The following is a 19,686-nucleotide window of genomic DNA, read 5'->3' as shown; positions in this document are numbered from 1 at the left end:
CATGGTGGGAAGGTCAAGCAGTGTCTTCGTCGAAATAGTCGATATCCAATTTAGGAATCTTTACCGTTCTGGAAGTAACACCAAGCTCACACTCAATCAGCAAGCTCGCCAATCTAATGCCGTCAATCAGCACAATGCCTTCTACAGACTTCGCGAACTGCTCGGCTTGGGCGGTATATGCAGATGTCGTGATGAAAACACCCTTTTTCGCTTTTTGTCCTGCTAGTGCACCAAAAAACGCCTGCAATTCTGGTCGCCCAACATTGCTCTGCCAACGCTTCGCTTGAACATAGACCTTTTCCAAACCCAGCCGATCCAGAGAGATAACCCCGTCGATACCACCATCACCCGAACCGCCAACTCGCTGTAAGTCAGACCGACTGGCACCGTATCCCATTCGGTGCAGCAAGTCCAAAACAATCGTCTCAAAATAGGATGGTGAAACACCCGCTAACGACTCTAAAAGCTCTGCTTCCGCCGATTGCCGCAACTCCTCAATTGCATGCTCTAACCTATCGTCAGGGCTTGCAATCACTGGCGTCACAACTGGCGGCGTTGTATTTGCCACTCCAAGCGACATGTTGACCGTGCTCTGTTTTAACTTAACAGCAATAAAACCCATCGCAAGCTCTTCCGCCAACTGAGGGGCAAATGGCTCAGGATGTTGCTCAACAAACTTCAAGCCCTCTGCTGTAATTTTCCAAACACCTCTTTTGGGACTTGCTGAAAGTCCTGCCCGCTTAAGCCGGTCATGCGCCCAAGCCGCGCGATTTTTATAAATAAGCTGGGCACCGCTCGGCAACATTTCTTGCCGCTCTTCATCACTTAGACCCAAAGCGAATGCTGCTTGGTCATGGGCTAATTTCGCGGTGACACCCTCCGGGTTCAGGGCCAGGTACCTCAGTAAAGGCTCTATAAATTTGTCATAAGTTGGCACCGTCATCGCTAGCTCCCGGGTTCTGAAATTTGAGAATGTTGTGCCGTGATCTTACTTATCGAGCACTAGCGTCATAGTGCAAAGTCAGCCACCCCTCCACCTCCAACAGCCTCAGCCCAAAGCGCACCGCCTTACCGGCGTGTAGCGCCTTCAGTTCGGCCAGCACCAGCGCAATAAAACCCGCCCGATCTGCTTGTGCTACCTCCACTGGCACGCGCTTTTGCACAAACACCTCGGCCGCAGGCTCCATGGCGCGCACCATCTGCGCGACCACCTCGCCCAATGGGCGCCGGTAGCGCAAACGGAACATATCCGGCTGCCCAATGTTTTGCTGGACGGACACATACTGCTGGCAGGAGCGCCCATACGCCCACACAAACACGTCCCGCAACAGCTCCACCTGGTTGAGTTCGTACACGCCCAGCATGGCGTCCACATAGGCTTGTTGGGGCACGTCGATGAAGGACAACGGACACAGGTTGTGGCGGATGAACGGGATATTCGCCGCCAACCGCGAGACGCGTTTGTTCACATCCTCAAACGGCTGCAAATACGGCAGGTGCACCATCAAAAAGAAGGCTTGCTCGAAAGGGTCTTCAATCTCGGTGGCCATTTCCAGCACGAAGCCGAAAATGTCTTGCACACCTTGCGGCGAGGCCAGAGGCAAATACACGCTCCCCCCAATGCCAACCGCTCGCTGCCGCAAGCGGCCCTCCGCCATCGGGTCCGCCATCAGTCCATCGGACAAAAAAGCATGCAGCGCAATCACGGTGTCGGGCGTCAGGCGGGCGCGCTCGGGGTTGTGCACCAGGTACTCGATGGCCTCTTTGTGATTCAAGATCATCTGGGTCTCTACCGCATCCTTGCCCTCGGCGACCTGGCCTTGGGCAATCAGGCGCTCGGTGTCCAAGCGGCTGTAAGTATTGCCCTCCAGGCGCGACGAGGCCCACGACAAATCAATCAACAGGCGGTTCAGGATGTCACGCGCAAACGTACCGGCTGGGGTGTGTGCGGCGGGCGACTGGCCCAGCGCATGCAATTGGGCGCGCAACTCGGGTGGCAGGTAGGCAGTGACATTGGGAACATAGGCCTCCAAAAACGCCTGCTGGTAGCCCACAGGTTTGCGCAGGTGGCGTGGCTGACGCACATAGGCCTTGATGGCTTCGCCCTCGGGTGACGTGGGCACATACGCCTCGGTGGGGTAATCAGCGCCCGGCTCTTGCACCGAAAACGGCACGTAAACGTGAGGCGTTGTCACTGCTTTTTCAGTGGGCACCACATACCGCGCGCCGCGGCCCTTGCCGCTGAGCACCAGCTTTTGCTCCCGCACTAGAGCGGCCATGTGTCGCTGCAAAGTGCGCCTAGGTACAGAAGGAAAGGCCGCGCACAAGGCGTCCATACCTAAACCGGTGGCGCTTTGGGTCACTAGCCGAACCACATCGGCAGCAGCAAAGATAGGAGTTGGCGCATTCATTGGCATATTTACTGGCGCATTCATTATGAATTGCGCCATTATTGCGCCAAGCCGTATGGCGCACAAGCACGAAGGCGGCACAATCGGTCCATGCCAGGTTTCCGCCCCTCAAATCGCCAACTGCGCCACGCCGCCCTGGCACTGTGGCTGCTGAGTTTTGTGCTGCCAACCCTCCAGCTGAAAGGCGGGAGCACCGAGCCCGGCTTCGTGCTAATCGGAATGGGGCTTGCTTATCTGCCCATGGCGGTGCTGCTGTTGCCCTACTCCGCATTGGCAATCGCCAGCCTGCTGAGCAACGCTTTGTTCATCGCCGAGGCCTGGCACCCGCTTCGCCGCACTGCCACGCCCCGCAACCCTTCGCTGGGGGTGTGGGCAGTCTTTTTTGTCGTCAACATCCTGGTAGGGGTGCCGTGGGCGGGCTCTGCCATGCTGCCACTGCATTCCACAGGGTTGCTGGCGCAGCCGGGGTATTACTGCTGGTTGCTGAGCTTTGCCCTGCTCGGTGGCGCCAAACTGCAAGACGCACCGCAGGTGCTCCCATGGCTGGGTGGCTTGCTCCGCCGCGTGGGGCTGATGGCCCTGGTCGCCGCCGTCATCGTGGGGGTGGCTTTGTTCGCCATGGTATTGATGCACAGGGCTTGACCCTCCCACCATGGCAAGGTTCACAATGCGCTCATCGACCAACCAGGAGCCCTTATGAACCAAACCTTTACCGTCACCGGCATGACCTGCGGCCATTGCGAAAAGGCCGTGACCCGCGCGATTCAGGACGCGGACCCTCAAGCCCAAGTGAAGATCGACCGCAGCCAGAACAAGGTGGAAGTCGAATCCACCCAAGCCCGCGAAACCCTTGCCAAAGCGATTGCCGAAGAGGGCTATGCCGTCGCGGCCTGAACCCCTGGCAAGCGTGGGGGCCAACACGCAGCCCGTCAACATCGGCGAGGCCGCCAAGCAAAGCGGCGTCTCGGCCAAGATGCTGCGGCACTACGAGTCGCTGGGCTTGCTGGGCGCGGTGGCGCGCACCGAGAGCGGCTACCGGCTGTACAGCGCGGCCGATGTGCACACCCTGCGTTTCATCAAGCGCTGCCGCGATCTGGGTTTCTCCATGGCCGAGATCGGCGAGCTGGTCGGCCTGTGGCAAAACAAGCGCCGGGCGAGCGCCCACGTCAAAAAGATTGCGCAGAAACACATGGACGAGCTGAGCGAGCGCATTGCCGCCATGCAGGCGATGCAGCGCACGCTGTCCACCCTGCTGCACTGCTGCCATGGCGATGAGCGGCCGGACTGCCCCATCCTTGACGACTTGGCGGGCGGCAGCATTTCACTATCAAATTCATAGCTGCTTGCGCATATTGCACGAACGCTAGAGCCGCAAAACACCACCCACCATGTCCACCGCCACCCTCGATCTGTACCCCGCATTGGCCCATGTGTCGCCCACCCTGGCGGCGCTCGGGCCGGAGGGCCGGGGCTTCACCGTGCCGGCGGGTACCGAGCTGTTTGCTGAAGGGCGGCCCTGCCAGGGCTTTCCGCTGGTGCTGCGCGGCGAGGTGCGGGTGGCGCGCCAGTCCGGCGACGGGCGGCACCTGGAGCTGTACCGCGTGGTGCCCGGGGAGTTGTGTCTGGTGAGCAGTGCATCGCTGTTTCGCAGCCAGGCGCTGAGTGCCCACGGCGTGAGCACCAAAGAGAGTGAGCTTGTGCTCATCAGCCCCGCGACCTTTACCCGCTGGCTGGAGGCGCCCGCCTTCCGCGACCTGGTGCTGGGCCTGTTTGCCGAGCGCATGGCCGACCTGACCAGCCTGATCGACGCGGTGGCCTTCCAAAAACTGGACCAGCGCCTGGCCAACGCCTTGCTGGGCCGCGGCCAGGATTTGCACCTCTCGCACCAGACGCTGGCCGACGAGCTGGGCACGGTGCGCGAAATCATCACCCGTCTGCTGCGCCGCTTTGAGCGCGAGGGTTGGCTCACCTTGGGCCGGGAGCACATCCACATCCTCAACAGCCAAGCCTTGCGTACGCTGGCCGGCGGCGGCTCACCGGGCCCTGCCGCTCGCGCTGCGTGACCTAAGTCACAGACACAAGGCGCCACAAAGCGCCCAATCACTCCAACCCAACCAAGGAGTGATTCCATGAAAGCAAACGTTGGCGGTATCGACCGCATCATCCGCATCGGCGCTGGCGCCGTGCTCGTCGGCTTGGCCGCCACCGGTACGGTGGGCTGGTGGGGATGGCTGGGCACCGTGCCCCTGGCCACCGGCCTGCTGGGCTGGTGCCCGCCGTATGCCATCTTCGGCTTCAGCACCTGCGCGGTTAAACACTGATATCGCTATCAAATCAGGAGCTGTTCGCGCTTATTCCACGAGCGCTAGCACCTGATTTGAACCATAAACAAGGCGCAGGCTAAGGCAGCGCCTGCACCAAAGCCGCGCACCGGATTGCAAATCCGGTGATGCGAGTTGCACAAAGCCGGTGCATTTTGTACACAATTCTTGAAAAACATTGTGTACAAAGCTGGCACGCGCTTTGCGTAAAGGCTTGGCATGAACGCCAACGCACCTGCCGCCATCGAAGTCATCGGGCTCACCAAGCGCTATGCCCAGGGCAAGCCCGCTGTGGACAGCATCCACCTGCGCATTGCCAGCGGCAGCTACTGCTGCCTGCTCGGCCCTTCGGGCTGCGGCAAGAGCACCACGCTGCGCATGATTGCGGGGCACGAGTCGGCGTCTGACGGCGACATCCTGCTGGAGAACCGCAACATCACCGACCTGCCCGCCGCCGAGCGCGGCACGGCCATGATGTTCCAGAGCTTCGCGCTCTTTCCCCACCTGAGCGCGGTGGACAACGTGGCCTTCAGCCTCAAGATGAAGGGCGTGGCCAAGGCCGAGCGCCAGGCCAAGGCGCAGGACCTGCTGGAACGCGTAGCCATGGGCCACCTGGCAGCACGCAAACCCGCAGAACTCTCCGGCGGCCAGCAACAGCGCGTGGCCCTGGCCCGCGCCCTGATCACCCAGCCACGCGTGCTGCTGCTGGACGAGCCTCTGTCTGCACTCGACCCCTTCCTGCGCATCCAGATGCGTGCCGAGCTGCGCCGCTGGCAAAAGGAGTTGGGCCTGACCTTCATCCACGTCACCCACAGCCAGGAAGAAGCCATGGCCCTGGCCGACACCATGGTGGTGATGAACCACGGCGTCATCGAGCAAGTGGGCAGCCCGCACGAGGTCTACAACCGGCCGGCCAGTGAGTTCGTTGCCCGCTTCATGGGTGGCCACAACGTCATCACCACGCCCGAAGGCAAGGTCGGTGTGCGCACCGACCACCTGCAAGTGCTTCCGGCCGACCAGGCGGTGCCGGACGCACCCCACACCAAGATGGCACTCATCACCGATGTGGAATACCAGGGCACCTACGTGCTGCTGGGCCTGCAAAACCCCGGCACCTCGGTCACCGCCTCCACCACCGCCGAGCTGTCGGTGATGTTGTCCGAGTCCACCTTTGCCGCGCGGCCCTATGCCGTGGGCGAGACCGTGCAACTGCGCTGGACGCCCGAGGCCGCACATCCGCTGCCCCGCTGAACGCCACCCGCTGGACACCCGCCCCGTTTCCCCCTGTCTTCGCAAGAAGTTTTCAAACCCTCCGCAACCTCTAGGAGTTTTCTCATGGCTGACGATCTGAAAGACACCCTCTCCACCGCTGCCCCCGTGCAACGCCGCAGCTTGCTCAAAGGCACTGCCGGCATCCTGGCCGCAGGCATCTTCCCGGCCGTGCACGCCCAGGAAAAAATCGTGTTGCGCTACCTGGGCACTGCGGTGAACCAGGACAAGGCGATTGCAGAGAAGTTTGAAAAAGACACCGGCATCAAGATCCAGTACGTGGCCGTAACCACCGACGACGTGACCAAGCGCGCCGTCACCGCACCCAACAGCTTTGACCTGATTGACACCGAGTACTTCTCGCTCAAAAACATCGTGCCCACCGGCAACCTGAAGGGCATCGACACCAAGCGCATCAAGAACGCCGACAAGATCACCACCCTGTTCACCACCGGCATGGTGGCCGGCAAGGCCGTGGGCGACCAGGGCACCGCCCCCAAGAAGACCATCTTCCTGGAAGGCGAAAAGAGCAAGGTGTTCGCCAAGAGCCCCACGCAGTACATGAGCTTGATCCCCACTGTGTACAACGCCGACACGCTGGGCATCCGCCCCGACCTGATCAAGCGCCCCATCTCCTCCTGGGCCGAGCTGCTGAACCCCGAGTTCAAGGGCAAGGCCGCCATTCTGAACATCCCGTCCATCGGCATCATGGACGCCGCCATGGTGGTGGAAGCCATGGGCATCTACAAGTACCCCGACAAGGGCAACATGACCAAGAAGGAAATTGATCTCACCATCAAGACGCTGATTGAAGCCAAAAAGCAAGGCCAGTTCCGCAGCCTGTGGAAAGACTTCAACGAGTCTGTGAACCTGATGGCCTCGGGCGAAGTGGTGATCCAGTCCATGTGGAGCCCTGCGGTCACGGCCGTGCGCACCAAGGGCATTGCCTGCACCTTCCAGCCACTCAAAGAGGGCTATCGCGCCTGGGCTTCCGGCTTTGGCATTCCCGCCACCTTGTCGGGCAAAAAGCTGGACGGCGCCTATGAGTTCATCAACTGGTTCCTGGACGGCTGGGCTGGTGCCTACCTCAACCGCCAAGGCTATTACAGCGCTGTGCTGGACACCGCCAAAGCCAAAATGGAAGCCTACGAATGGGCCTACTGGATGGAAGGCAAGCCTGCCACCCAGGACATCAAGAGCCCCAATGGCGATGTGCTGGCGAAGAAGGGCGAAGTGCGCGACGGCGGCAGCTACGAAGCCCGCATGGGCGGTATCGCCTGCTGGAACGCCGTGATGGACGAGAACGCCTACATGGTCCAGAAGTGGAACGAGTTCGTCGCAGCGTAACCAACTGCTACCTAGAGAAGTGAAAACACCATGAGCGCACCTTCAACACCTTCACTTCCGGCGGCATCTGCCCCGGGCCGCACACTTGCGGCCTGGTGGCAGGCCTTGCCGCTCACCACGGTGTTTGCGCTCTTCTTTTTAATTCCATTGGCCCTGGTGCTGATGGTGAGTTTCTGGGACTACAACCAGTACGAGATGTTGCCCGGCTTCACCTTCAAGAACTATGTCGCGGTGTTTGACGGTTGCCTCTCGCGCAACGAGTCGGGCGACCTGTGCGTCACCCTGAAGACCTACCTGTCCACCTTCAAGTTCTGTTTGCTGGTGTGGGCACTGACGCTGGTGATCGGCTTCACGGTGTCGTACTTTCTGGCCTTCCACGTCCAGTCCAGCGGTGTGCAGGTCGTGCTGTTCGTGCTCTGCACCATTCCGTTCTGGACGTCCAACGTGATCCGCATGATTGCCTGGGTGCCGCTTCTGGGGCGCAATGGCTTGGTGAATGATTTTTTGGTGGGTTACGGCATGGTCGACCAGCCCATCGAGTGGCTGCTGTTCTCTAATTTCTCGGTGGTGCTGGCTTTTGTGCACCTGTTCACGACCTTCATGATCGTGCCCATCTTCAACAGCATGATGCGCATTGACCGCAGCTTGATCGAGGCCGCCAGCGACAGCGGTGCCAGCGCTTGGCAAACCTTGTGGAACGTGATCATTCCCTTGTGCCGCACCGGCATCATCATCGGCTCCATCTTCGTCATCACCATCGTGATGGGCGACTTCGTCACCATCGGCGTCATGGGCGGGCAGCAGATCGCATCGGTGGGCAAGATCATCCAGGTGCAGACGTCTTACCTGCAGTTCCCGCTTGCGGCGGCCAATGCCGTGGTGCTGTTGGCCATTGTCTTGATGATCATCTGGGCGCTGACCCGCATGGTCGACATTCGGAAGGAACTATGAACTCCGACAAACGCCCCCCCGCCTTCTGGCTGCTGGCCGCGTTCTTCGCCGCCTATGTGCTGTTTCTCTACGGCCCCATGTTCGTCATCGTGGTACTGAGCTTTCAGGGGCCTGAAGGCGGGCTGACCTTTCCCATGCGAGGCGTCTCCTTACACTGGTTTAGCAAACTGGCCGAAGGGCTGGGCGTGGTGGACATTACCGCCGCGCTGCAACGCTCGCTGGGTCTGGGCCTGACCGTGATGGCGCTCACCATCGTGCTCTCCGTGCTGGCGGGCCTGGCCTTCCGCAAAAAATTGCGCTTTGCGAATGTGCTGTTTTTTACTGTCGTCGCCAGCCTCATCATGCCGTCCATCATCGTGTCGCTGGGCATCGGCCTGGAGTTCCGCCTGCTCGATGGCGGCGTCAAAAAGGTGCTGGAAAGCTTGGGCATGGACGGCGTGCTGGAGAACTACGGCACCGCCCTGGGCATTTACACCTCGGCCCTCGGCGCCCACCTGACCTGGACGTTGCCTTTTGGCCTGCTCATCATGTTTGCCATCTTCAACCGCTTCAACCCCGCTTATGAAGAGGCGGCGCGCGACCTCGGTGCCACCCCGTGGCAAACCTTCCGCCATGTGGTGCTGCCGCTGATCGCGCCGTCGGTGGTGGGTATCGGCATGTTCGGCTTCACCCTGAGCTGGGACGAAATCGCCCGCACCTCCCAGGCCATTGGTGATGTGAACACCTTGCCGCTGGAGTTGCAGGGGCTTACCACCACCGTCACCACGCCCTCCATTTACGCCCTGGGCACAGTGACCATGGTGGTATCGTTTCTCGTCATGGGATTGGCGGTGGGCTTGTCCTCTCTTCTGGCCAAGCGCCAGCACGCAAAGCGGGACACATGAGCGAATTTGTTGCACTGACGGAAAACGAGATTTACGAGCGCATGGTGGCCACCATCCTCGATCACCGCCTGCCCCCCGGCACCAAGCTGATTGAAGAAAAGCTGGCCAGTGCCTTCGGTGTCTCGCGCACCCGCGTCCGCCCGGTGCTGGTGCGCCTGGCCAATGAGCAAATCGTCACCCTCACGCCCAACCGGGGTGCCATGGTGGCGCAGCCCACGGAGAAAGAAGCACGCGAAGTGTTTGAGGTGCGCCGCATGATCGAGCCCACGCTCATCGAATGCTTCATCGCCAGCGCCACGGCAGACGACATTGCCGTGCTCACCCAGTGCATCAACGAGGAAGAAGCCGCGCGCGCCAGCGGCGACATGCGCCGCGCCATCCGTCTCTCCGGCGACTTTCACCTGCACATTGCCAATGCGTCCGACCACCAGACGCTGGGGCGCATCCTGCGGGAGCTGGTGTCGCGCACCTCCTTGATTTTGATGACCTACAGCGACAACCACGCCCAGGCCAAAACCGAGGCCACCTCGTGTGGCTGCCAGGAGCACCGCGCCCTGCTGGACGCCATCCGCCTGCGCGACCCGCGGGAAGCAGCCCGCCTGATGCGCGAACACCTGGAGCAGCTGGAGCAACAGCTGCATTTCACCGAATCTGCCGACGATGCCCCCGACCTTCTGTCGCTGTTCGGCACACCACCGGCGCCCTGATACCCATGCGCCGCCTGCTTGTGATCAACCCCAACACGTCTGCGTCCGTCAGTGCGCTGGTGCAACACCATGTGCAACAAGCTGCCGGGCCCAACGTGCAAGTGGACACCGTCACTGCACGCTTCGGCGCTCCCTACATCGCCTGCGAAGCCAGCTATGCCGTGGCCGGCCATGCCTTGCTCGATGCCTGGGCCGCCGATCAATCCACATCACCCCTTTTTGCGCCCGATGCGGTGCTGATTGCCTGCTTCGGCGACCCCGGTTTGTGGGCATTGCGGGAGAGCAGCGCAGCCCCAGTTACCGGCTTGGCCGAGGCCTCTTTCCTGCAAGCCAGCCAGCACGGCGGGTTTGCGGTGGTGACCGGTGGCGCAGCATGGAAACCCATGCTCCAGCGCTTGGCCATGGGTTTGGGTGTGTACGAGCAGGTGGTGGATATCCACACGGTTGCACCCAGCGGCGTGGAGCTGGCCAATGATCCGCAAGCGGCCATACAGCTATTGGCTCAAGCCTGTGCCGACATGGCCACACGGCCCGGCGTGCGCAGCATTGTGCTGGGCGGTGCGGGCCTGGCCGGCATGGCGGCGGCGGTGCAGCCCTACGTGCCAGTACCGGTGATTGACAGTGTGCTGGCCGGCACCACCCACGCACTAGCACTAACCCCGCGGTTACAAGCTACCAGCGGCTTTCAGGTGCAGTGGTCCAACGTATCGCCCGAGTTAAGCGCTTTGGGCCGGTCGTAAGCAAATAGCGGCAGGTGTAAAGGCTTGTAATCCGGGTCATCCCCGCGGCAAACCCACCGTTGTAGGTGCATAAACCGCCACGTTTGGCGGTGCGGGCCTCGCCCCTTGCACTTATGTTGAAACTTTGCACAACACACACTTCCCATTCCGGCTGGCTGGCGGCTGCATTGGTGGCCGGTAGCTTGCTAGCCGCACCGGTAGTCCACGCAGATGACCTCACGCCGCTCTTGGGTGGCGGTGTGGGTGCCGCAGCAGGCGCCGTGTTGGGCCAGAGCGTAGGTGGCAAAAATGGTGCGGTGATTGGTGGCGCCTTGGGTGGAGCGGCGGGCGCAGCCGTCACCAACCATGGACGTAACCAAAACGGCGCCGTGCTCGGTGGAGCAGTTGGCGGCGCAGCAGGCGCCGCAGTGGGGCAATCGGTAGGGGGACGTTCTGGCGCGGTAGTGGGTGCAGGTTTGGGGGGTGCCGCAGGCACTGGCATTGCCCGCAACATGGGCGGCCGCGAACCACAGCGGTATGACACCCGGGGCCGCGGCCATGACGACTACGGTTACCGCACCAGCTACCGGGGCGACGACCGCTACCACGACCAATGGGAGCGCAAGCACCATCATCGCCACGGTCAGGGCCACGGCTATGCGCGCGGCCACGACCGGTATGAGGACTAAGCCTTGAGCGTCTGGCTGAAGAACGCCAAGGTGCGTTCCCACGCCAGCTTGGCAGCCACTGCGTCAAAACGGGGCGTGGTGTCGTTGTTGAAGCCGTGCTGGGTGCCCGCGTACTGGTGCGCTGTGTAACGCACGTTGGCTGCTTTGAGCGCTGCTTCGTAAGCGGGCCATGCGGCGTTGATGCGCTCATCCACCCCTGCAAAGTGAATCAGCAAAGGAGCTTTCACTTTGGCCGCATCCTCCGCTGCCGGGTGATTGCCATAAAAAGGCACGGCGGCTGACAAGGTGGGCAGCCGTACTGCCAATGCGTGGGCCACACCGCCGCCGTAGCAAAAACCTACCGTGCCCAATTTGCCGGTGGAATCCGGATGCGCTTGTAACCACTGGGCTGCGGCCACGAAGTATTCCGCCGTTTTCTTTTGGTCCAGAGTGGCAAACAAGGTGCGGGCCTTGTCTTCGTCACCAGGGTAGCCGCCCAGAGGGGCCAAGGCATCGGGTGCCAAGACCAGATACCCTTCCAACGCCAGACGACGGGCAATGTCTTCAATGTGCGGGTTCAAGCCCCGGTTTTCGTGCACCACCAAAATGGTGGGCAACTTGCCTTGTACCCCCGCAGGGCGCACCAGATATCCCTTGACGGTACCGTACCCGGCAGATGACGGAATTTCGACCGTAGCGGTGACGATGCGTTTATCGTCCTTGGGTATTTGTTGGGCCGAAGCAAAGTCCGGGCTCAGGGCAGCCAGCAAGCCGGCGGCTGTCAAACCCCCTACCGCGAACTTCTGGGCTTTTTCCAGAAAGCCCCGGCGATCCACGATGCCGTGCACATAGGCATCAAAAAGAATCAACAATTCCTGGTCGAAATCCTGGGCGGTTTTGCGCGGCATGGGAGCTCCCTAGAAAAAATCGCAGCGTAGCGAACTCCCATGACTGCTCTGGATCGTCAAGGACAAATCCCTACAACGGGCGCGCCTTTAGGCCGCTGCCGGCGCACCAGGCAGCGAGCCTAGCGGTACCTCACCACCCAAGGCCTCCATCAGGTCAGGAATCAACTGCGACAACTCACCGGTGGAAATGATCACGTCGGCGTCAAAGTTGTCGTCTTTGCCATCGCCTGCCGCTTTGGAAGACTCTTCAAACACGGTATCCAGGAACGTCACCTTCTTGAGTTGCAAGGCCTCGGTCAACACAAAAGACACGCGGTCGTTCCAGGTCATGGCCAGGCGTGTGGGCATCTTGCCCAGTGCAATGTGTTGGCTCACCTCTTCGGTATCCAAGGGGTGGCGGGTGTAGCGCACCACGGCTTTGGATTCGTCCGACGCCTTCAACTCGCACTCGCGGTCCACCGAAAAGTCTGTAGGTGATTCGCGGGTGGACAGCCACACCGCCATGGCGGCGGCTGGCGAAATCTGGGTATTCACCAGCTGCACCGCAAAACCGGGCACCGCTTTGACCAACGCTGTCATGACCTCATCGGCCTTGCTTTGGCTGCCGGCATCCAGTACCAGGCAACCCGCTTTGGGGTCTATCCACACCCCCACACTGCCTTGTTTGGTAAAAGCCATGGGCAACAAGGCCAGGCGGGCGTCATCACGCAGTTCGCGCACTTCTTTCTTGCCGGGTTTGCGACCGGTGCTTATTTCAATTTGTGCAACCTGTTCTTCGACTTTACGTTTGACCACGGAGCCGGGTACCGATTTCACTTCCATCATCAAGCGCAGCACCCATTGCCCACCCACCACTTCTACCAGGGGGCCATGCGCCTGGCCGCGGGGCTCGATCCAGCCGACGGATTTTTCCTGGCTGGCACCGCACTCCACAAAGCGGTCCGCCTGCAAGGCCTCATCCAGTTGGGCCTGCGTCACAGACCAGGGAGACACCAAGCGGTACACGATCACGTTTTTAAACACACAACACCTATCGATTTGTTAATCAGGCATTTTCACGCATCTTTACAAGCGGTTAGCGCATCAGCACACCGGCGTTACACGCGAGCGTGACACTTGTTTCCAACCTGTAGGCAATGTCTGTCACGGGTACTCACAAAGGAGATCACAATGAAACCCGCATTCAAAACCCTGATCGTTGCTGGCATGTTGGCGACTGCAGGCTTTTCCGTACTGGCGCAAAAACATGGCGCCGAAGACAGCGCACATGATGACCGACCCGGCATGCACCGCATGGACCCCGCCAAGATGGAAGCCATGCATGCCAAACGCAGCGCCGAACTCAAGGCCAAACTCAAGATTACGGCCGCACAAGAAGCCAGTTGGACAACTTTCAGCAACGCCATGAAACCGCCGGCACAGGCAAACAAGCCCGCCATCGACCGTGCTGAGTTGGCCAAGCTCCCCACGCCGGAACGGTTGGACAAAATGAAAGCCCTGCGTACAGAACACCTGGCAAGCCGCAATGCAGATATGGAGCAGCGCGACCAGGCGGTCAAAACCTTCTACAACACATTGACCGCCGAACAAAAAAAGGTGTTTGACGGTGAGTTTGCGAGCATGAAAGGCCACCACGGCGGCATGGCAAAACACTAAACCCTGAACAGTGCGCAAAGACTTGCGCGCTTGCTTGATCATGGTCAAGATGTCTGCGACCCCATCTCCGTAGACTGCACTTGACCATGACCACACCCGCTGCACCCACGTTTCAAATCCGCACTGTTGGCTTCATGCGCCCTTTGGTGTGGTTGGGCATGGGGTGGCGTGATATCCAGCATGCCGGCATTGCCAGCCTGACGCATGGCTTGGTGCTCACCTTCATCGGTGCAGCCATCGTGGCATTTGCACGGCACAAATTCTGGTTACTTGCGGGTGCCTTGTCCGGTTTTCTGGTGATTGCGCCGGTGCTTGCCACCAGCCTCTATGCCTTGAGCCGCGCCATAGAACGTGATGAACCCGCAGATTGGGATGTCATCACCCAAACTTGGTTGAACTGGCAAAACCAACGCATCAACCGCTGGGGCGAGGAATATTGGTGCATGGTGCGCTTCGGCCTGTTGCTGGCTGCGGCTGCTACCACTTGGGTGGTGACTTCTGCCGCTTTGATCACCTTGCTCGCACCGGCACCGGTTAATTCCCCTGCAGATTTTGTGCGCCTGGTCATCCTGGCGCGGGATGGATGGTTGTTTGAGCTCTGGCTCGCCCTAGGAGCCGTACTGGCAGCGCCCATGTTTGCCTCCAGCGTGGTAGCCATGCCCTTGCTGCTGGACCGCAAGGTGAATGTCAAAACTGCTGTACTCACGAGCTGGCAAGTGGTACTGGCCAATCCGGCAGTCATGGCCTGGTGGGCCGCCCTGATCATGGGCTTTACTTTCTTGGGTCTGGCTTCGTTGCTACTGGGATTGATAGCTGTCATTCCCATGCTCGGCCATGCCAGTTGGCACGCCTACCGGGACTTGATTGCCCCGGACTCGGATGATCACAAGGAGCATGACCACTCCACACAGCGGGCGGGAGTGCAGTAATGTTTGGTTATTCAGAAGAGCAGATTGCCGCGTTCGGCCTGAGCTTCGGCGTGGGAGCGTTCATGCTCTACATGCTTTTCATCATCGGGCAACTGGCATGGGAATCCAAGGCCGGCAAATTCGGCACTTTTGTGCTGTTTTTGGGCCTGGCATTCGGCATGGTCGGGTTTGCCGCCAAATACCTGATCCAGTGGTTTTTATCGGGTAGTGTCTAGCCGACCTCTTCAAGCCCCCAGTACCCTGTTTTTCCCCGCCCGCTTGGCCAGGTACATGGCCTGATCCGCACGGCGAATGGCATCTCCCGGTTGTTCTTCATCCGTGACCTGTGCCACGCCCGCACTGAAGGTAATCAATACTTTCTCAGTCCCCGAAAGGAAAAAGCGTTTGGTCAGCTCTCGCTGTAAACGGGTCATGGCTTCAATGCCTTTGTCCAAGGGGGTATCTGGCAAGAGAATCACAAATTCCTCACCACCATAGCGTGCCAAGGTGTCTTGCGGGCGCATGCACTCTTTGGCCACGGTGGCCAGATGGGCCAAAGCAATGTCTCCGGTGGCGTGCCCTAGCGTGTCATTGAGTTTTTTGAAATTGTCGATGTCCAGCAAGGCCACACTCAACACACTGGCATTGCGCCGCACGGTGGACACCTCGCGGTTCAAGGCTTCATCCAGGCCTTTGCGGTTCAAGGCACCAGTCAATGCATCATGGCGTGCCTGCAAACTCACGCGATCCAGCTCCTTGTGCAGCTTGGCGAGCTCCGCTTCTGTCTGCTTTGCACGCTCTTGCATGGCACCCAACTGTTCGCGGGACAGCTGGCTCTCTTGCGCCATATTCCGTGTTGTACCCACGACCTCTTTGAGCACCGGAGCAATATCCGCCAGACTTTTGGCTTGCTCAATCAACCGGGCACTTTCTTCCAGCTTGCTTTGAAACGTACCAGTGGACTGATTCATCTGTGCAAGCCGCTCAATAAACATGGCCAGCATGCGGCGCATTTCGTCTTGCGCTTCCAATGCTTTGTATTTCGCGTCCTTTTGTTTGAAGATCACATCGCTCAGCAAACGCTCCAGCTCATCCAGCCGGCGCAGACTCAGAGGTGGTGTGGAAACACTCATCAGCGCGTCCATCTGTCCTTTGAGCCACTGCTCATCCAAGCTCAGTTCACTGATGTTGGTGAACACCAGATGCAGTAGCTTGAGCAGGCCGTTGCGGATTTCAGCCTGATCTTCCGCTGCAAACGACAAGCGATGGCTGTAATTCACCAGCATGGTCTTCACCGTCAAGGCATCTGCATCCGGCTTGCGCAAAGCTTGTACCAACTGATGGGTCTGATCGACAAAACGCGCATCATCGTTGCCGAGTGCTGGCTGGGCGTATTCAATCAAACGCGCAATTTGGGCAAAAAACTCGTTCGTCAATGCAGATGCCTGGACTACCGATGCTTCGGGCACTGGCGCAGCTGCATGACTGACAACACTCTCTTCTGGTGCCACTACAGGCGCGAACGCGCCATATCCCACCAAGGCAGATTTCACGCCGTCCCAGCTCAAGCGATCGATTGCGTAGTCCAACAAACCTTTTTGTTTCTGTTGTCCAGGGGTTTTGAGCGGCAGGGACTGCGCCAAATCCCGCAAGAAGTCAGCAGGAAACGGCTGAATAGAAGGAATGCCCGCAATCTCGTTGTACACCGACTGGTAATTCGCTGGCGTAGGGACCAGCTTTCTCGCCGTCAATTGCTTCAAGGTTTCACGGGCAATCTCAAATGAACGTTTCTCAACCATGCTTGCTTCTCTTTCTGGAACGCACCCTGTTTTCAGCCAAAGAACATTGTCGGCTTATTTCATGGCAATAACGCAAAGTCCGGGAGCAGAGGAGCAAAAGCATCGCGTCACGTAGTCTGAGCATAACTCTGTGCATAAATTCAAGCACAACTCCAACTTATCCACAGATGAAGTTGAAAATGAAGACTTATCCCTGTTCGCGGTACAAAATGAAAGCGCAGTCACACACAAGAGTAGAAGAACTGTAACTTTATGATTTAAAACAATTTTTTTTGCTTATCCACAGAGGAAGGCAATCCTTATCTACTACTACTATCTTGAATTTAAAGAAATAAGACAATAGCAAGGAAAACTTTTTCCCCATTTTTCGCATACATGGAAATTTTGAAAAAATCTTGTGCACATCTGCAATTCAGGGAAGCAAAAACAGAAAATGCAGCCTGGTATCAAGTAAGATTTGCCACCTTCTGTTGAACCGCTGATCCATCGCTTCATGCCCGCTTCCTCTGCCGTGCACCCATCCCCTCAAACGCGAAGTACGTTTGAAATCAAAAGTGCACAACTGCCCATGGTTGCTTTGCTGGTGAAGTCGCCCGATTTTTCAAAACTCACGGAAGAACTCCACGCTGCTTTTGGTCCTGATGGAGAAAGCCCTGATTTTTTTGAACGCGATGCCGTAGTCTTGGACTTTTCCTTGATGCCAGCAGAAGAGCTTGCCCAAGATCTGGCACCTCTGTTGTCCGTGTTGAAGGCATGTCAGTTGATTCCTGTGGCATTCCGCCATGCAAGCAGCGCTTGGACTGAAGCTGCATTGGCAGCGGGCCTGGTTAAAGCAGAGGCAGAAATTCAGCGGAGCAAGTCGGCGCCCATTGCCCAGGTCTCTGCAGAACCCGTGATTCAGGAAGTGATTCGTGAAGTTCCCGGTCCTGGAACCATGGTCATCGACAAGCCTTTGCGATCAGGCCAGAAGGTCTACGCCAAAGGCTGTGACCTCGTGGTGTTGGCCATGGTCAACCAAGGTGCCGAAGTCGTGGCCGATGGCAATATCCATGTTTATGCTGCCTTGCGCGGTAAGGCGATGGCAGGAGCACGTGGCAATGTCAAAGCCCGTATTTTTGCTTTGTCATTGGAACCTGAATTGGTGTCCATCGCCGGGGTATACCGGACCAGTGAAAATCCATTCCCCAAGGATGTTCATGGCAAGACGGCGCAAATCCGTTTGAGCGATGATGGACAAGAAAAATTATTGATAGAAGCCCTCAAGGCTTGACACTTTTCACATCTTTTTGAAAGACCAGCTTCTCATGGCCAAGATCATTGTTGTTACGTCAGGCAAAGGCGGGGTTGGCAAAACGACCACCAGCGCCAGTTTTGCAACGGGGTTGGCATTACGTGGCCACAAGACGGCTGTGATTGACTTCGATGTGGGCTTGCGTAACCTGGACTTGATCATGGGTTGTGAACGCCGTGTGGTGTATGACCTGATCAATGTGATTCAAGGTGAAGCGAACCTGAATCAAGCGCTCATCAAAGACAAGCAGTGCGACAACCTCTACATTCTGGCCGCATCGCAAACCCGTGACAAAGATGCCCTGACCCAAGAAGGTGTGGAGCGTGTGTTGAACGATCTGTCTGCTTTGGAGTTTGAATACATCGTGTGTGACTCTCCGGCCGGTATCGAAACCGGTGCGCTGATGGCCATGCACTTTGCAGACGAGGCATTGGTGGTAACCAACCCGGAAGTGTCTTCAGTGCGGGATTCCGATCGCATTTTGGGCATGCTCTCCAGCAAAACCAAGCGCGCCATGGAAGGTGGAGCCCCCATCAAAGAGCATTTGCTGATTACCCGTTACAACCCGGCCCGCGTGGACCAAGGGCAGATGCTGTCGCTGGAAGACATTCAGGACATCTTGCGTATTCCTTTGATTGGAGTGATTCCCGAGAGCGAATCGGTGTTGCAGGCTTCCAACCAAGGCCTGCCTGCAGTGCATATGCAGGGCAGCGATGTCTCTGAGGCGTACAAGGACGTGATTGACCGTTTCTTGGGAGCAGAAAAGCCCATGCGTTTCACTGAAGCGCCCAAACAAGGCTTGTTCAAGCGCCTGTTCGGAGGAAAGTGAAACCATGTCGTTTCTTTCATTCCTGATCGGCGAGAAGAAAAAAACAGCCAGTGTTGCCAAAGAACGCCTGCAAATCATCCTGGCGCATGAGCGCAGTGGCCGCAATGCAGCAGAGCCTGACTATTTGCCCGATTTACAGCGAGATTTGGTTGCAGTTATCAGCAAATACATCAAGATCAATCCGGATGACATCAAGGTGAATCTGGAGCGTCAGGACAACCTGGAAGTACTGGAAGTCAAGATCGAACTTCCTGATGCACGCTAAGGTGTGAACGGAATCTGCAAGTGCACAGTGCCTTGCAGTCCGTTGGGATCAAAGGTCTTTTCAACGAAAGTGCCGCGTTGCCGGTCTATCTGAATCAAGCTGCTGGCACGTGTTCCGTAACCGGGTAATTGGATAAACACCGCGGACAGTTGGTGTTCCATAGCGGTGGGAATGCCCGTGCTGGGCAATTCATCTACATTTGCACGGGTGTCATCAGCAAGGATAGACCAATAGCTTTCCCAAGGGGTGTCAGGGTTCTGCCGAAGTTGTTGTAAACGATTTTTGCTTTTGATGAGCTTGGGCCAAGGCGTGTCAAAGCCAGCATTGGAGACCCCTGAAATGCCTGGCGGTATATGGATAGTGCGTCCGGTATGGCTTTCGAATCCGCACAATTTGCTGCCGTCGAATACCAATAAATTAAAGCCGTTGTAATCCCCCACCTGCTGACCCAGTTCTTCCAAGAAGTGTTCAGAACTGGCATCACTTTTCAGAAAATCCGTGACCAATTTTCCGCGGCTTTTGGTGTGTGCTTGAGCCACCTTTCCATTCCTGAAATTGGTAACAGCAGCGAGCCTGCCGCTGAGAGTGCACCCTAACCAACTTCCCTCGGCTTCCAAGTCTTTACCAGCATAAATATCGGTGTTTTGCCATACATGCAAAGGCAAGGCAGGGCGTTGGTAAAACTCGTCGCGGTTGCTCAGTAGCAGTAATTCACGGCTTGTAGGGTTCCAATCCCACACGATCATGCACATG

Annotated in this window: 24 protein-coding genes; 18 read left to right on the top strand and 6 right to left on the bottom strand. The window is 58.3% G+C overall.

The genetic code is table 11. The features are described 5' to 3' along the window. Positions 1-13: 13 nt before the first annotated feature. Positions 14-943: a restriction endonuclease gene (locus FDM28_RS03760; protein WP_138513154.1), complete on the bottom strand. Its 930-nt coding sequence runs from the start codon at positions 941-943 to the stop codon at positions 14-16. Positions 944-992: 49 nt separating this feature from the next. Then, positions 993-2,279, bottom strand: a complete 1,287-nt coding sequence (locus FDM28_RS03755) for a Fic family protein (protein ID WP_240791883.1) — start codon at positions 2,277-2,279, stop codon at positions 993-995. Positions 2,280-2,501: 222 nt separating this feature from the next. Between FDM28_RS03755 and FDM28_RS03750 the strand changes: the two genes are divergently transcribed. From FDM28_RS03750 to FDM28_RS03695, 12 genes are all read left to right on the top strand, one after another. Beyond that, the gene (locus tag FDM28_RS03750; protein WP_138513150.1) at positions 2,502-3,053 is read left to right on the top strand and encodes a hypothetical protein; all 552 of its coding nucleotides are present in this window, start codon (positions 2,502-2,504) and stop codon (positions 3,051-3,053) included. Positions 3,054-3,107: 54 nt separating this feature from the next. Continuing rightward, entirely contained in the window at positions 3,108-3,305 is a 198-nt protein-coding gene (locus tag FDM28_RS03745) for a heavy-metal-associated domain-containing protein (protein WP_138513148.1), read from the top strand. Next, a complete protein-coding gene (cueR, locus tag FDM28_RS03740) occupies positions 3,289-3,750 on the top strand; it encodes a Cu(I)-responsive transcriptional regulator (RefSeq protein ID WP_138513146.1) in 462 nt (153 codons plus the stop codon). Before FDM28_RS03745 ends, cueR begins: the two co-directional genes overlap by 17 nt. Positions 3,751-3,799: 49 nt before the next feature. After that, the gene (locus tag FDM28_RS03735; protein ID WP_138513144.1) at positions 3,800-4,474 is read left to right on the top strand and encodes a Crp/Fnr family transcriptional regulator; all 675 of its coding nucleotides are present in this window, start codon (positions 3,800-3,802) and stop codon (positions 4,472-4,474) included. A gap of 66 nt (positions 4,475-4,540) precedes the next feature. After that, on the top strand, positions 4,541-4,732 hold the full coding sequence (locus FDM28_RS03730) for a YgaP family membrane protein (RefSeq protein WP_138513142.1): 192 nt from the start codon (positions 4,541-4,543) through the stop codon (positions 4,730-4,732). A 219-nt stretch (positions 4,733-4,951) separates the two neighbouring features. Beyond that, positions 4,952-5,983, top strand: coding sequence for an ABC transporter ATP-binding protein (locus FDM28_RS03725; protein ID WP_138513140.1), 1,032 nt, complete (start codon positions 4,952-4,954; stop codon positions 5,981-5,983). 84 nt (positions 5,984-6,067) lie between these two features. Then, a complete protein-coding gene (locus tag FDM28_RS03720) occupies positions 6,068-7,348 on the top strand; it encodes an ABC transporter substrate-binding protein (protein WP_138513138.1) in 1,281 nt (426 codons plus the stop codon). Between the two features lie 30 nt (positions 7,349-7,378). Further along, positions 7,379-8,299 carry an ABC transporter permease gene (locus FDM28_RS03715; RefSeq protein WP_138513136.1) on the top strand — a complete coding sequence of 307 codons (921 nt, stop codon included), beginning with the start codon at positions 7,379-7,381 and terminating at the stop codon, positions 8,297-8,299. Beyond that, a complete protein-coding gene (locus FDM28_RS03710; protein WP_138513134.1) occupies positions 8,296-9,183 on the top strand; it encodes an ABC transporter permease in 888 nt (295 codons plus the stop codon). The genes FDM28_RS03715 and FDM28_RS03710 overlap by 4 nt, the downstream gene beginning before the upstream one ends. Next, positions 9,180-9,890, top strand: a complete 711-nt coding sequence (locus FDM28_RS03705; RefSeq protein ID WP_138513132.1) for a GntR family transcriptional regulator — start codon at positions 9,180-9,182, stop codon at positions 9,888-9,890. The genes FDM28_RS03710 and FDM28_RS03705 overlap by 4 nt, the downstream gene beginning before the upstream one ends. 5 nt (positions 9,891-9,895) lie before the next feature. Continuing rightward, complete coding sequence (locus FDM28_RS03700; RefSeq protein ID WP_138513130.1) at positions 9,896-10,630, top strand: aspartate/glutamate racemase family protein; 735 nt, start codon at positions 9,896-9,898, stop codon at positions 10,628-10,630. A 113-nt stretch (positions 10,631-10,743) separates the two neighbouring features. Further along, positions 10,744-11,298, top strand: coding sequence for a glycine zipper domain-containing protein (locus FDM28_RS03695; RefSeq protein ID WP_138513128.1), 555 nt, complete (start codon positions 10,744-10,746; stop codon positions 11,296-11,298). Here the strand turns inward: FDM28_RS03695 and FDM28_RS03690 are convergent. Continuing rightward, positions 11,295-12,185, bottom strand: coding sequence for a dienelactone hydrolase family protein (locus FDM28_RS03690; RefSeq protein ID WP_138513126.1), 891 nt, complete (start codon positions 12,183-12,185; stop codon positions 11,295-11,297). The two genes, FDM28_RS03695 and FDM28_RS03690, sit on opposite strands and share 4 nt — an antisense overlap. An 87-nt stretch (positions 12,186-12,272) precedes the next feature. Then, entirely contained in the window at positions 12,273-13,208 is a 936-nt protein-coding gene (locus FDM28_RS03685) for a recombination-associated protein RdgC (RefSeq protein ID WP_138513124.1), read from the bottom strand. A 147-nt stretch (positions 13,209-13,355) separates the two neighbouring features. Between FDM28_RS03685 and FDM28_RS03680 the strand changes: the two genes are divergently transcribed. From FDM28_RS03680 to FDM28_RS03670, 3 genes are all read left to right on the top strand, one after another. Beyond that, positions 13,356-13,841, top strand: a complete 486-nt coding sequence (locus FDM28_RS03680; RefSeq protein WP_138513122.1) for a Spy/CpxP family protein refolding chaperone — start codon at positions 13,356-13,358, stop codon at positions 13,839-13,841. Between the two features lie 86 nt (positions 13,842-13,927). Next, positions 13,928-14,770, top strand: a complete 843-nt coding sequence (locus FDM28_RS03675) for a DUF2189 domain-containing protein (protein ID WP_240791882.1) — start codon at positions 13,928-13,930, stop codon at positions 14,768-14,770. After that, positions 14,770-14,985, top strand: coding sequence for a DUF2788 domain-containing protein (locus FDM28_RS03670; protein ID WP_138513120.1), 216 nt, complete (start codon positions 14,770-14,772; stop codon positions 14,983-14,985). The genes FDM28_RS03675 and FDM28_RS03670 overlap by 1 nt, the downstream gene beginning before the upstream one ends. Positions 14,986-14,994: 9 nt before the next feature. On the opposite strand, the gene FDM28_RS03665 is transcribed toward FDM28_RS03670, so the two are convergent. Then, entirely contained in the window at positions 14,995-16,548 is a 1,554-nt protein-coding gene (locus tag FDM28_RS03665; RefSeq protein ID WP_138513118.1) for a sensor domain-containing diguanylate cyclase, read from the bottom strand. Between the two features lie 493 nt (positions 16,549-17,041). Here FDM28_RS03665 and minC point away from each other — a divergent pair, with 493 nt between their 5' ends. Genes minC through minE form a run of 3 tightly spaced genes read left to right on the top strand, consistent with a single transcriptional unit; the run spans position 17,042 to position 18,933 of the window. After that, on the top strand, positions 17,042-17,818 hold the full coding sequence (gene minC, locus FDM28_RS03660) for a septum site-determining protein MinC (protein WP_138513116.1): 777 nt from the start codon (positions 17,042-17,044) through the stop codon (positions 17,816-17,818). 34 nt (positions 17,819-17,852) lie between these two features. Continuing rightward, positions 17,853-18,668, top strand: coding sequence for a septum site-determining protein MinD (minD, locus tag FDM28_RS03655; protein ID WP_138513114.1), 816 nt, complete (start codon positions 17,853-17,855; stop codon positions 18,666-18,668). A gap of 4 nt (positions 18,669-18,672) precedes the next feature. Continuing rightward, a complete protein-coding gene (gene minE, locus FDM28_RS03650; protein WP_087495717.1) occupies positions 18,673-18,933 on the top strand; it encodes a cell division topological specificity factor MinE in 261 nt (86 codons plus the stop codon). Here the strand turns inward: minE and FDM28_RS03645 are convergent. Beyond that, positions 18,930-19,685, bottom strand: a complete 756-nt coding sequence (locus tag FDM28_RS03645; RefSeq protein WP_138513111.1) for an NRDE family protein — start codon at positions 19,683-19,685, stop codon at positions 18,930-18,932. The genes minE and FDM28_RS03645 overlap by 4 nt on opposite strands. Position 19,686 lies beyond the last annotated feature (1 nt).

This window comes from Rhodoferax bucti (genome assembly GCF_005876985.1).
Lineage (GTDB): Bacteria > Pseudomonadota > Gammaproteobacteria > Burkholderiales > Burkholderiaceae_C > Allorhodoferax > Allorhodoferax bucti.
This window is presented reverse-complemented; position numbering and strand designations above follow the sequence as displayed.